This window comes from Algoriphagus halophilus (assembly GCF_900129785.1).
GTDB lineage: Bacteria > Bacteroidota > Bacteroidia > Cytophagales > Cyclobacteriaceae > Algoriphagus > Algoriphagus halophilus.
Genome location: NZ_FSRC01000001.1, coordinates 1,334,375 through 1,348,094, shown reverse-complemented (window position 1 = coordinate 1,348,094; position 13,720 = coordinate 1,334,375). Strand labels below are relative to the sequence as shown.

Below are 13,720 nucleotides of genomic sequence, written 5' to 3'. Positions count from 1 at the left end.
AGTAACTAAAGCCTGGGAATTTCTCGGGCTTCATTTTTAGCAAATATTCCCTATCCATGATCCAGCATATCAAATTATTGAAAACAGAGATTCTCTCTGATAATTGGTACAAACTTCAAAAAATAACCTACCAATTCACCAAGAAAGATGGTACGGTCATCACCCAAAACCGGGAAGCCTATGACCGAGGCAATGGAGCCACTATTTTATTATATAATCAAGCACAAAAAACGGTGATTTTGACCAGGCAATTTAGACTTCCTACCTATATCAATGGCAATGAAACAGGAATGATGATTGAAGCTTGCGCGGGATTATTGGATCAGGAAAATCCAGAGGATTGTATTAAAAGAGAAACGGAGGAAGAAACCGGATACCAAATCCAAGATGTTCAAAAGGTGTTTGAGGCCTACATGTCCCCTGGATCAGTCACTGAAATTTTATACTTTTTTATTGCAGCCTATTCCAAGGACATGAAGGTGAGTGATGGTGGAGGAGTAGATCATGAGGAAGAAAACATTGAAGTACTTGAAATTCCTTTCGATCAAGCCATGAATATGGTTAATTTAGGAGAAATAAAAGATGCCAAAACCATCATGCTCCTTCAATACCTGAAACTACAACAGATCCTCTAAGGAGAATTAATCCAACAACCCGTAGTGGATATCCTCTTCTTTCTACGAAAAGAAAACCATGACCAATTAACTATGTACAAGCAACTAACCCTATCGAGAACGTTTCCTCATTCTATCAAAAAAGTATACGAAACCTTTACTTCTTCCGACAATTTAATGAAATGGTGGGGTCCATCCGGATTTGAAATGGAAGTAAAAAAATTCGAATTTCATCCAGAAGGAATTTTTCATTTCGTATTGAAAAGTGATGCCTTTGACATGTGGGCAAAATGGACCTTTTTAAACATTAAAGAACCTTTTAAACTTCAGGTAATTAATTGTTTTTCAAATGAAGCAGGCGAAACTGTAAAGGCTCCCGAAATACCTTTTGGACCTGATTGGCCTTTGGAAATGATCATGGATTTAGAATTCTATGAACAGGAAGGGAATACCCGAATTGATTTAGTTTCCTTTCCTCATAATTCTACTGATGCAGGAAATAAAATTTTTTCTGAGAGTATCTCCCAGATGGAAGAGGGATTCAATGGTACTTTTGACCAGCTGGAAAATTATTTAAAAACTAGTTAAGCTTTAGAAATTAACCATCAAATGGATTTAGGCTTATCCTGTGAGGCAGCATATTACCCGGACTTTATAAGTAAAGAAGAATCAACTGCAATTTTTAAGCACCTTATCCAAAACTTTGACCTAACCAATAGAAGTGTTAAACTGGCAAATGGAGTGTCTCACCCAGTGAATTTTGGGAAAGTCATGTTCATGGATCAGAACCTTTTTGACGAGAATAAACTTCCCTCCCACATTTGGGGCAACATAGCAGTTTGGTCAAAAGAAATGCAAGCCGTCAAAGAAAAAATAGAATTATTTACAGGCCATCAGTTTCAGGTATGTGTTTGCATCTATTACCCAGATGGAAACTCTGGTGTGGATTTCCATTCTGATTTTGTGGCCTTTGGAAACACGAGTTATATCCCTTCCTTAAGTCTGGGAGAAGCTCGTGAATTTGTTCTTCGAAATAAAATGGATGGTCAGAAGACAAGCATAGAATTAGGAGATGGAAGTTTGGTTATTATGGGTTATAACTGCCAAGAATTATATGAGCATGCCCTTCCGGAGAACCCTAAGTATAAAAACGCTCGAATCAATTTGACTTTTAGAAAATTTGGGGCTTAAAGAGCTCTTCTTTGTCCATTATTAATGACTACAATTTAGTATTTTACATCTCTGACCTTATTCCTGTATAAAGGATGAAATTATTCCAACATAAATTTACGTGGTGGCTATTTGCCTTTCTCAGTATGGTAATTGGCATCTACCCTATCCTTTATTTCATTTTTGGGCGTCAATTTGGAATATTAAACTCCAAAGCTCCGGAACAATTAAACAGCCTATTCTGGAATGGAAATTTCTATTCACATATAGTTTTTGGAGGGATAGCCCTTGCCATTGGGTGGATCCAATTCAATCAAAAATTACGGGATAAAAACCGAAAACTCCATAAAAGGATCGGAATGGCTTATGTAACTGCAGCTTTTATATCAAGTCTTAGCGGTATTTATGTAGCCACATATACTGCTGGTGGAATGGTTGCAAGTGGGGGATTTTTAGCTTTAGGATTCACTTGGTTAATAACCAGTCTAATGGGTTGGAAAACTGCCAAAACCAAAAATTTTGATGCACATGAAGACTGGATGATTTTTAGCTATGCGGCATGTTTCGCCGCTGTGACGTTGCGTATTTATTTACCTATTTTAGAAAGCATCTTTGGAGAATTTATCCCGGCCTATAGAATAGTCGCATGGCTTTGCTGGGTTCCAAATATGCTGGTTGCCTATTGGATCGTTCGAAGCAGAAATAAAAGGCCGGGTATAGCATAATGGATTTTCAATATGCAAATCATTGCAGTTCAACATTTTATTTATTCTTACATTAGTTAATAATCTGGAGCTGCTGGAACCCGACCAGCGAATACATTCACTTCCTTTGAGGTGCTGAAGGAGTTTTTGATTTTACCTAAAATGCTGCAACTCTCGATGGTTACCACTAGTAATTCTTCGGAGAGAATACCTACCAATTTGATTCAATATGAAAAATGCCCTAATCATTCTCTTTCTCCTGATACCCTACATTTCTTTTTCGCAATCAGAAGACAGAAACCTAACATTTGACTCCTTAGATTTTAAAATTATCCAACAAGCGAGCTTGATCCTTCAGGATTCTTCTGTTTGGAATAAAAATGATGACCGGGAATGTGAGGATGATATTGAAAACAAAAGCTACAGCCTATTTTGTGCACTTTTCAAAGCTTCCATGGACGTTACTGGAGAATATGTGCATCGTAGAGCGGGGATGCAACAAGTTCGATTTACCTTGGAAAAGTACGAGGATGGTAGAGTAACTGCCCATCGATTAATGGACTGGAACAATCACTCCAATACCACTTTTGAAGAAGTTAAGATGGTGTTGGAGGAAGCATTGGAAGTTGTCCAGACCCAACTAAAACACGGCAAATAATTTAGTATCCCGTATTAAATCATTGCTCATTTTTTTCAACTAATTCAATCTACCTCATTAACTCTTATTAAAAACATGGGGCAAACCCATAGAAATAGTTTTAAAAAGCTGTTTGAGAGAAATTTATGCCTCTTTTTTAGTATTTGTCATTTTGAAACAATAGATTTAAGCTTGAAAATCAATTTGATTCAAACCCTTTTTATAACCTGAAACCATTTATTCAAATGAAAAAAAATCTTTGGATTGCGATTTTGATTACCCTCTTGATTGGAACTCAGTCCTATGCACAAGAAGCCTTATTTGGAGCTCAGCAGATTACTTCTCCAGAAATCCACGAAGATGGATCCGTCACATTTAGATTCTTTGCCCCAGAAGCAGAGAAAATAGAAGTAACGGGGGACTTTCTTCCTACAGTCAAAGTCGAAACTCCGAGAGGCATGATGGATGCACCTGGTAAAGCGGAATTGATAAAAGATGATAAAGGTGTATGGTCTTTTACCTCCCAACCCCTATCACCGGAGCTTTACAATTACTCCTTCCTAATAGATGGTTTGAGATCTACTGACCCTAATAACCCATTTTTAATTAGAGACGTTGCTTCCATCACCAATATATTTATTGTAGGGGAAGGACAAGCTTCCTTCTATAGAGTAAATGATGTTCCTCATGGTACCGTAGCAAAAAGGTGGTACGACTCTCCCGGATTGGGAATGGATAGAAGAATCACGATTTATACACCTCCAGGATATGAGCAGTCAAACGAGCAATTCCCTGTACTTTATTTACTGCATGGTGCTGGAGGAGATGAAGAAGCTTGGGTCTCATTAGGAAGAACGGCCCAAATCATGGATAATTTGATTGCTCAAGGAAAAGCTAAACCAATGATTGTGGTGATGCCTAATGGTAATGTCATTCAAGACGGAGCTCCAGGGGAAGGAAGTGACGGTTTCTATAAGCCACAGTTTATGGTTCCAAAAACTATGGATGGAACTTATGAAGACAACTTTATGGACATCATCAGGTTTGTAGAAGCCAATTACCAGGTAAAAGCAAATAAAGCCAATAGAGCAATTGCTGGCCTTTCAATGGGTGGGTTCCATACTTTGCATATTTCAAGACATTACCCAAATATGTTTGATTACATAGGGTTATTCTCTGCAGCCATCATGCCTCGGGAAGATGCTACAGGAAGAGTTTATTCAAATTTCGATGAAACTCTAAAAAACCAAATGGATAATGGATACGAATTATATTGGATTGCCATTGGTAAAACTGATTTCTTGTATGAGGCCAATAAAGAATTCAGAGCAAAACTTGATTCCATGAATATGCCTTATGAATATGTGGAGTCCGAAGGTGGTCATATTTGGAGAAACTGGAGAGTGTATTTAACACAGTTTGCCCCTCAATTATTTAAATAATCAATTGCCTAGTGGAATTAAATTTTGCTAGGCTGTTTTTTTCTATTTAATCATGAATGGACCCATGAAAATCATTTCTTTCATTTTCTTAGTTGGCCTTTACTCGGTACAAGGCTTTGCTCAAATGCCTGCAATGGGCAAGGTTGAGTACGCAAGTATGCCGAGTGAAATCCTGGGAAAGGATCGGGAATTTGCCATCTATCTTCCTAAAAGCTATTCCACTGATCCAGATAAGGCTTATCCAGTACTCTACCTATTGCATGGTGGGGGTGGTGCACATACCGATTGGCCGGAAAAGGCAAATTTAGCTGAGGTGGCCAATCAAATCATCGATTCCAAAGATGCAACAGAAATGATTATAGTCTGCCCGGAAGCAGGTAAAGACCACATGAATTATTTTAACCATCCGGAGTGGAAATACGAGGATTATTTCTTTCAAGAATTAATCCCCTATATAGAAAGTACCTATCGGGTGATTGGTGATAAGAACCATAGAGCCATCGCAGGTTTATCCATGGGAGGTGGAGGCACAATAGTTTATGCCCAACACCACCCGGAAATGTTCTCTGCAGCCTATGCCATGAGTGGCTACCTATATAGAATGGATTTATCCTTTGTCGATCCTAATGACCCTGCGGTAGAAAGGCTACAATCCCTGGTAGAGGAAAACAACACAGTCAAATTGCTATTGGGATCCTCCGAGGAGCAAGTACAAAAATTGAAAACAGTGGCTTGGTTTATTGATTGTGGAGATGATGATTTCACATTCACTCCAAACATGGAATTTGTAGCTGCCTTAAATGCGAAAGGAATTCCCTATCAGCTCCGGGTGCGAGATGGAGGGCATACCTGGGAATACTGGCATTCTGCTCTGTACCTGGCTTTACCTTTCGTGACCAATATTTTCAGAGAAGCCAGTAGTATGGCTTCCTATTAATCTAACATTGAAATACAACGCTTGACAACAATAATAACTCAAACTATGAAACATCGCTATTTTAAACCGGTCTTAGCTACGCTCCTATTCCTGGGTAGTCTATACTCCACAAGGGCACAAGAAATCAGTGCCATGCAAGCCCCAAAAGTCGTTTCTCCTGAAGTGGCTAGGGATAATTCGGTTAGTTTTCGCGTATTTTCTCCCGAAGCCAATGCTGTTACGGTCTATGGAAGTTGGATGGAATTTGGAGAAAGGTTACCCCTGACCAAAGGAGAAAATGGCGTATGGTCAGTCACAATTGATCCTCTTGAGTCCACCATGTATCACTATAATTTCTTCATTGACGGAGTTTCTGCCATAGACCCTACCAATCCTCATGCCTTAAGAGATGGAACCCGATATGCAAGTCTGTTAATGGTGCCAGGTTCAGGGGCAGAAGTTTTTGAATTAAATGATGTTCCTCATGGATCTTTATCAAAGGTTTGGTACTCTTCTCCTACCCTGGAAAGCAATAGAAGAATGTATGTTTATACTCCTCCCGGGTACGAATCCAGCAACGAAAACTATCCTGTTCTATATTTACTTCATGGCGCTGGAGGTGATGAAGATGCCTGGTCAGCACTGGGAAGGGCAAACGAAATTTTAGACAATTTAATTGCGGAGGGCAAAGCCAAACCCATGTTAATTGTCATGACCAATGGCAATGCTTGGCAAACAAGTACCTTAAGGAACAGACCGGGAATTGAATCTGTAACTAGAGAAAACTACATGCAGTTTCAAGGGAAATTTGAAAAAAGTTTAGTGGAAGATGTTGTCCCTTACATTGAAAAGCACTACAGAGTAATCAAAAGTAAGGAAGGAAGAGCTTTAGCAGGGTTATCTATGGGGGGTGGTCACACCATTACCGCTTCTATTGAGTATCCAGGTACCTTTGGATACATTGGGGTATTTAGCAGTGGAATATTTGATGCAAATGCCGATATGGAGGCGCTAGAGAAGAAATTCTTAACCCTAAAGGAAAGCGGAGTATCGAAATATTGGGTTGGATGTGGAAAAACAGATTTTGTAATGGATTCAAACAAGAGATTGCTTTCCATCTTAGATAAAACTGGCTTCGAACATGAATATCATGAAAGCGAAGGTGGTCACACCTGGGCAAACTGGAGAGATTACTTAAGTATGTTTGCTCCCATGTTATTTTAAAGAGTTCATAGGAAAAGCGAAGTTTCGACTTCGCTTTTTTTGAATTAATGAATAGTTAAGAGAAGGTATTTGACATGGAATTGATAAATCATCCCATAACATCTTCCAACTATTGCTGTTGTATTATTCTAACTATCAAGTCCCTTATATGCTATATTTAGTAATGGATTTGAATCATTTCGCTTCAGGATTAAAATAAAACACACTCACCTTTTAGCCTTCAATTAAAACCATCCTATGAAAAAATTTACCTTCATTATGTTCGTATGCCTCTCCTTCTCGGGCTTATTAAAAGCACAATCAGGAATGGAGAATGTCACCATCACCTCAGAACAATTAGCTCCAAATATCTATGTGCTATTTGGGTCAGGCGGAAATATAGGACTGGCAGTCGGTGAAGATTATGCATATATGATCGATGATCAATTTGGACAACTTTCTGAAAAAATTCTGACTGCCGTTAGAGGCATCACAGATAAACCGCTCAAGTATGTGGTCAATACACATTGGCATGGAGACCATACAGGAGGAAATGAAAATATGGCCAATCAAGGAGCTATAGTGGTCGCAAATGAGGCTGTAAGAAGAAGAATGAGTCAACCTCGAGCTGGAGAGACTGTTTCAACCACTCCTTACCAAGCACTACCTGAAATTACTTTTACTGATGAAATGAGCATCCATCTTGATCCAAATAATACCATGATGATCTTCCACATGGAAAATGCGCATACGGATGGAGATTCTTTCATCTATTTTCCTGAAAGCAATGTCATTCATTTAGGAGACAATTTTCCAAACGGTGGGTATCCTTTTATTGACATCAATTCAAATGGTGATATAGAAGGTTTGATCACCAATTTAAACAGGGCTCTTTTTATAGTAAATGATCGAACCAAAATCATTCCTGGTCATGGAAAAGTCTCCGATCGAGCTACCTTAAAAGCATATAGAGATATGATTGATACGGTAAGAGAACGAGTAAAAGCTCAAAAAGACGCTGGTAAAGATCTTGATGAAATTCAGAAAATGGGACTTTCAAAGGAATGGGATGAAGCGTTTGGAAAGGGTTTCATTAATCCCGAGCGATTTATTGAATCGGTATTTAAAACGGTGGATTAAAAAAAGTAAAAGTTGGTAGCTATATGAAAGCATTGTCAGAAGGCAATGCTTTTTTGTTAAAAGGGGTTTTAAACTTTTTTAACCTTGAATTACCAATAACTAATTTTACCTTTTATCGTATTTTAAATGTGTCCAAAATTATAAACAAATGAAACTGTTTTACTTAACTGGATTTTTTCTTGCTATCGCAATTTTTCAAGCCAAAGCTCAAGAATTAGGCAAAGAGTTCAAAATTGGAACTCCTTTGAATGATTTTAAAGGAAAATCTATCAACCCTTTTGAAAACCAAACTCCCTATTCCCAATTAAAATCTCTTGAAGAAAAAAATGGAAGAGTTATTCCTTTAAATCGTGAATTGAATCTAATTCAAGGGTCCCCATTACCAGAAAGAAGCATGCCAATGGCAGAGATGGAATCCAATGACCCCATGCCCATGAAGTATTTAGATTCAGATATCAAGTATACCCTATTGATTAAACCATTGAAATAAAAGCTGGAAACAAATCTCTTGTCAGGGTTTGAATTTTCTTAAATCTGGACCTCTGGTTTGATTCTATCCCCCCTTTCTACCAAGTGGTAAACCATTTTTTAAATTCTGGGTTAATTCCATACCTAGAACATGGGTATTTCATGTTCATTTTGTACTTTAAAGTCAAACCCATCGTGTCCTATGAAAGAAACGTTGAGAATCAGGAGTCTTTTCGAAAAACAGTACGATGGAAACCCTTGGCTGGGAGTAAATTTCACAAAAAAGCTTCAACAGATCACTCCTGAAATGGCTGCTCATAAATTTTCTCCTGGATCCAATTCCATTTGGGAAATATTGAATCATATCATAGGTTGGAGAGAAGTAATACTTCAAGGGATTCCTCAAAATGGGTATATAAGTCCAGATCATAATTACCTTTATCCGGTGGTAAACCCAACCGAGTTGGAATGGGAACATACTTTGGTACGTTTGAAAGATTCCCAGGAAGACTGGTTGGAATTTTTAAAAAATCTTGAAAAAACAATTTTTGAAAGGCCATTTGGTGACAAACAATTCAACCATTATGAACTCATTATGGGAATCCTTCACCATGACATCTACCACTTAGGTCAAATTTCATTATTGATCCGTTTGGTTAATGAAACCAATAACTAATTCCTATCTCAATTTTTGACCAAACCAAACTCAAATAATCAGATTAACACACCTGATTCAATTAATTGATTATTAGTTTTTTATAATTAAAAAAACTAATCCTTACAATGCCTCAAAGCAATTAGTTTTCCAGGATCATCGGAATGATTCCTGCAATGCGCTACCCACCAGTTTCTTGAAAAAGCATGATCCATGATTGAAGGACTTTCTATGATCATTCCTATAAAGATCAGCTTTTGAACAACCTCAATAATTGTAATGTATCAATCAAAAAAAGCCCTAACCAGAATTCTGATCAGGGCTTAATTAACTGAGAAGTTAAGGTTATCTCACTACTTTTTGATAATCCGTCACAAGGTGTTCGATGAAAAACTCCATCATTCTTTCACGGTTTAGGGCAGTATGGCCTCCGTCAGGGGCAATTTGAACCTCAATACTTTTTCCGGCATTTTGGAATGCTTTAATCAGCTGGAGTGTATTGGATGGATGTACATTGTTGTCTGCTGTTCCATAGAATAATAGCAACTCACCTTGTAGCTGATCTGCCATATCCATCAGACTAAATCTATTGTAACCTTCCAAGTTGGTCTCTAATGTACCCATGAAACGTTCTGTGTAGATGTTGTCATAATTTCTCCAATCCGTTACAGAAGAGTTTGCAACTGCAGCATGAATCAATTCAGGAAATCTGAGTAGCATGGTAGCTGAAGTTGTCCCTCCATAGGAAGTTCCATAAACCCCTACTCTATCTTGATCAAAATAAGGTCTATCATGGAGTGCTTTGATACCTTCCGCAAAATCATCCATTTCTACCAGACCCAAGTTGCGATATAATTGGTCCAACAATTTCTTTCCTCTACCTCTAACGTTTCTTCCATCGATATTCAATACCAAGAAACCATATTCAGTCAATGGATCAGGGTATACAAAAGTCTCTCTGAATGCGTTAGTCGCAGGACCTCCATAATTACTTAAGATGACCGGATATTTTTTGGAAGGATCAAAGTTAGAAGGGAAATGAATCATTCCATGAAGTTCAGTCACCCCGTCTGCGGAGGTAAAAGTATACACTTCTACTTTTTTCAATCCCAGTTCTTCAAACTTACTCATGTCACTCTTTGCCAATTCTGCCACCACTTTTCCTTTGGCATCTACCAAATTGGAAAAAGGTGCCACATCATGCGCTTGGGCAACATCCACAAAGTATTTTCCTCCCGGAGCGATCGATACAGCGTGGTTTAAAGTTGGATCTGTCAAACGGATATCTTTGGTTCCATCTAGCTTTACTCGATGCAATTGCATCAACATATGGTTTTCACCGGAACGTGCCATATAGTAAAGTTGTCCTTTCTCCTCATCTACCTGAACGATATTTGCGACCTCAAATGGATGAGAAGTGATCTCATTTACCAAAGTTCCGTCAAAATTATACAGGTAGTAGTTTTTAAAACCTGATCTTTCGGAAGCCCAAATAAAATGTTCCCCATCTTCCAACACTACCATTTCAGGAGTATTGACTACAAAACTTGGCAACCACTCTTCACGAATCACTGTTCTGCTTTTTCCGGTTTCAGGATCTGCAGCCCGAAGCTCCATGATATTTTGAAGCCTGTTGGTAGAATGGAAAAGCAACTCTTTCCCATCTGGAGTCCAGGACATTCCATAGATATATGTTCCTAAATCACCATCATTGAAAGGCTTTCCATCTCTAATATCCAATTCTGTGATTTCTTTCGTCTCCAAATCATAGACCATCAAATCAACTGGAAGATTTGGTTCGCCCACTTTAGGATAGGCTTCTATTTCCAAAGAATCATAAAGGCTCAATTGATCCAAGAGCACATAATATTTTTTCACATCCTTTTCTACAAATCTGTAGAAGGCGATTTTTTTGCTATCTGGAGACCACCACATGGCCGTGTTCTGTCCCAACTCTTCTCCATAAACCCAGGTAGCAATCCCATATTTTACCTGATTTTCTTCATTGCCATCAGTAGTAATAGCCATTACATTGCTACCATCAGGATTGCTGAGGTACATATTTCTGTCCTTGGTAAAGGCTTTCAATTGACCATCTGGTGATTCGGCCGAATCATATTGTCTCCCTCTAGCTGGACCATTATATCTCCTTCTTGGGGTAGGTGTGGCTTCCCCTAGTTCAGTGGAAGATTTAGATTTGATAGAGTACGAGAAACGTTTGCCATCCAAGGTATATTCAAATGCATTTCCTTCCTCATTCCAATCTGCATTGATGGCACCAGATTTTACGGAGCTATAAATTTGGGGAGCAACTTTTTGGTATTGCTCATAGCCAGGCATGCTTTTCAATTTATCCTGAGCCTGTGTCATCGAAATAGTAGTAGCAATTGCTACTGCCATTCCCAGGAAGAACTTATTCTTCATAAAATAATTTGGGTTAAATATTTCAACCCCAATGTTACTATTTTTTATCCTAAAATAGGATCCAATAATGATCAACGGAATCAGTTCCTGATCAAATAGATCATTTTTAAAATAAAACTCTGAAAGCAATACTAATTTTTTAAAGGTTGCTCAATCAGTAGACAAAAATGGGTCTTTTATACCCTTCCAAAAGAGAAGGTCCCTTTTCTCTGATTCAATAAGCGAACCAAAGGATTCAAATAAAAATCCCCATTTTTAGCACTTGAAACAAAATCGAATGATGGATCTAAAAACTCCAATAAATCAAAGAATTGAATTATTGGATATTTTTCGCGGTTTTGCAGTTTTTGGAATCTTTGTGGTCAACATTGAAATCATGAATTGTGCATTCCCCAACCAGGAAACATTCAGCGCTAAATGGACCTCACCTCTGGACGAATGGACAGTCAGAATACTTCAGCTATTTTTTTATAGTAAATTCTTTCCGATTTTCTCTTTCCTTTTTGGCTTAGGCATCTCGATGCAAGCCATCAAACTCAAGAAAAACAACAACTTGAAATTTAGCTTCTTTGGAAAAAGGATGCTCTTTCTATTTCTGCTCGGAATTGCACATATCCTTTTCCTTTGGGACGGAGATGTAATCCATCTTTACGCCTTGCTAGGATTATTGATCGTAGGAGTCATTCCTTTGAAAAACTCCTGGATTTTGGCTTTGAGTGTGTTGGTTTTGTTATTCCCTTATTATGATCCAGTCGCAGTATGGCTAATGGATTTGACTCATTTTGATCCAGGAAGTTTTTTACAAGGATATACATCTGAAAAAATCACTTCAATTTTAAGAAATGGTCCTTATTCAGAAGGCATTGTTTTCCGAATCCATAATTACCTAGCAAACCTTCCTTTGCTATTTGCATATTTGGGACCATTGGCATTTTCCATGTTTTTATTGGGAGCCTATTTTGGAAAAAATAATCTCCAGAATCGGCTGGAGAACTTCATCGATCAATCTCAAAAACCTGTTTTATGGGTGATTGTGTGGAGTAACATGTATCGATTGACCTTCCTTTTCATCCTGCCAAATACTGAAATTTATAGGAATGAACTCGTCAGGCCTTTCTTGTTCAAAACCATGTACTTGTCCGACTTGGCCTTTGGGCTATTTTACCTTTGGTTACTTGCCTATATCTGGTACAAAACACCTTGGAAAAAACTGATTAGACCTTTACAATATGCAGGAAAAATGGCCCTTACCAATTACCTGATGCAGAGTGTGTATGGTTTAATGCTCTTTTCAAATATTGGATTAGGTTGGTATGAAAAAATGAGTCCGTCACAAACTTTTTTGATAGCTACCACTCTTTTCATCACCCAACTGATCTACAGTAAAATCTGGTTAACGTATTACCATTTTGGCCCATTGGAATGGCTATGGAGGTGCTTTACTTACAGTAAATTGATCCCGATAAGGAAGAATTGAGCTGAATGATTCTCATACCCATCCCTCTGATCAAAGTCTAACAAAATCTTTGAATAGTTGATTTCCATTTTAAGCAATGGCCATATCCATTACACCCAGTAATCTCCAAATCCTATATAGTTGAATTTCGGGGTGTTTATAGATTTTTTGATTGGATTTTCGTATTTTCAGTTAAAGCTTGATTTGTTTAGACTTTTATAAGTTTATTACTATTGACTTTTTGATTGAATCCTGGTTTGACCCTAAAAATCAAAAACATTTATGGGCTGGAGAGACCTGTCAACTTGGATACCTTTTGGAGGAGCGCTGGACCTGGCCACACGCCATGTCACGGGAGAGTCTGTGGAAGACTACATGCATTGCCAGCCTAGTCCAATAGAATGTGAGACTCCTAGTGTAGCAATCTTGGAATGTAAAAATTGTTGTTGGAAAGTTTTTCTACAAGGTCTTACTGAAGTAGGATTAAATGGTGCTGCAGACCTCTTCAAAGGATCCCTGACTGTGGTAGCGGCAGGTGCAGCAGGGAAAGCTGCTGCTCGATCTGCATTGAAGAAAATATTAACTGGTTTGGGATTATTTGGAGCTATTGGAACGGCTGTAGATGTACTTGCATTGTTGGCTACATTATTGAAAATGTGGCATGCATATTTTGAAGCGATGGAAAAGTATTGCAACTGTTATAATGAATAAACTTGAAATCAGATGAAGTAAGCATGCTCATTTTAACTTGATCGCCAAAGAGGAAGATCATTTCAAGTTTGTACTTTTTTTAATCCTTTCTTATGCTGCCTCTCCCCAATTGATATTCATTTTTTACAAGACCCCATAACTTGTTTCTAAAATCTTACATTTTTCCAGTTGGATACATCC

Annotated in this window: 14 protein-coding genes; 13 read left to right on the top strand and 1 reads right to left on the bottom strand. The window is 38.1% G+C overall.

Features of this window, described 5'->3' with window-relative positions; all coding sequences use genetic code 11:
* Positions 1-56 precede the first annotated feature (56 nt).
* The 11 genes from nudK to BUR11_RS05720 all read left to right on the top strand — a co-directional run bounded on the left by nudK (position 57) and on the right by BUR11_RS05720 (position 8,970).
* The gene (gene nudK, locus BUR11_RS05770) at positions 57-635 is read left to right on the top strand and encodes a GDP-mannose pyrophosphatase NudK (protein WP_074223838.1); all 579 of its coding nucleotides are present in this window, start codon (positions 57-59) and stop codon (positions 633-635) included.
* A gap of 72 nt (positions 636-707) precedes the next feature.
* Positions 708-1,202: an SRPBCC family protein gene (locus tag BUR11_RS05765; RefSeq protein ID WP_074223837.1), complete on the top strand. Its 495-nt coding sequence runs from the start codon at positions 708-710 to the stop codon at positions 1,200-1,202.
* A 21-nt stretch (positions 1,203-1,223) separates the two neighbouring features.
* Positions 1,224-1,805, top strand: a complete 582-nt coding sequence (locus BUR11_RS05760; protein ID WP_074223836.1) for an alpha-ketoglutarate-dependent dioxygenase AlkB — start codon at positions 1,224-1,226, stop codon at positions 1,803-1,805.
* 74 nt (positions 1,806-1,879) lie between these two features.
* Positions 1,880-2,509: a DUF2306 domain-containing protein gene (locus tag BUR11_RS05755; RefSeq protein ID WP_074223835.1), complete on the top strand. Its 630-nt coding sequence runs from the start codon at positions 1,880-1,882 to the stop codon at positions 2,507-2,509.
* 208 nt (positions 2,510-2,717) lie between these two features.
* A complete protein-coding gene (locus tag BUR11_RS05750; protein WP_074223834.1) occupies positions 2,718-3,146 on the top strand; it encodes a DUF6197 family protein in 429 nt (142 codons plus the stop codon).
* Between the two features lie 224 nt (positions 3,147-3,370).
* Positions 3,371-4,567, top strand: coding sequence for an esterase (locus tag BUR11_RS05745; RefSeq protein WP_074223833.1), 1,197 nt, complete (start codon positions 3,371-3,373; stop codon positions 4,565-4,567).
* Positions 4,568-4,631: 64 nt separating this feature from the next.
* Positions 4,632-5,504, top strand: coding sequence for an alpha/beta hydrolase (locus BUR11_RS05740; RefSeq protein ID WP_074225133.1), 873 nt, complete (start codon positions 4,632-4,634; stop codon positions 5,502-5,504).
* A 45-nt stretch (positions 5,505-5,549) separates the two neighbouring features.
* Positions 5,550-6,707 carry an esterase gene (locus tag BUR11_RS05735; protein WP_074223832.1) on the top strand — a complete coding sequence of 386 codons (1,158 nt, stop codon included), beginning with the start codon at positions 5,550-5,552 and terminating at the stop codon, positions 6,705-6,707.
* A 237-nt stretch (positions 6,708-6,944) separates the two neighbouring features.
* On the top strand, positions 6,945-7,826 hold the full coding sequence (locus BUR11_RS05730; RefSeq protein WP_074223831.1) for an MBL fold metallo-hydrolase: 882 nt from the start codon (positions 6,945-6,947) through the stop codon (positions 7,824-7,826).
* A gap of 148 nt (positions 7,827-7,974) precedes the next feature.
* Positions 7,975-8,316, top strand: a complete 342-nt coding sequence (locus BUR11_RS05725; protein ID WP_074223830.1) for a hypothetical protein — start codon at positions 7,975-7,977, stop codon at positions 8,314-8,316.
* Between the two features lie 180 nt (positions 8,317-8,496).
* Entirely contained in the window at positions 8,497-8,970 is a 474-nt protein-coding gene (locus BUR11_RS05720) for a DinB family protein (protein WP_074223829.1), read from the top strand.
* A gap of 324 nt (positions 8,971-9,294) precedes the next feature.
* On the opposite strand, the gene BUR11_RS05715 is transcribed toward BUR11_RS05720, so the two are convergent.
* Entirely contained in the window at positions 9,295-11,373 is a 2,079-nt protein-coding gene (locus BUR11_RS05715; protein ID WP_074225132.1) for a S9 family peptidase, read from the bottom strand.
* Between the two features lie 277 nt (positions 11,374-11,650).
* Between BUR11_RS05715 and BUR11_RS05710 the strand changes: the two genes are divergently transcribed.
* The gene (locus tag BUR11_RS05710) at positions 11,651-12,850 is read left to right on the top strand and encodes a DUF418 domain-containing protein (protein ID WP_074223828.1); all 1,200 of its coding nucleotides are present in this window, start codon (positions 11,651-11,653) and stop codon (positions 12,848-12,850) included.
* A 261-nt stretch (positions 12,851-13,111) separates the two neighbouring features.
* Positions 13,112-13,540, top strand: coding sequence for a hypothetical protein (locus BUR11_RS05705; protein WP_074223827.1), 429 nt, complete (start codon positions 13,112-13,114; stop codon positions 13,538-13,540).
* Positions 13,541-13,720: the final 180 nt, after the last annotated feature.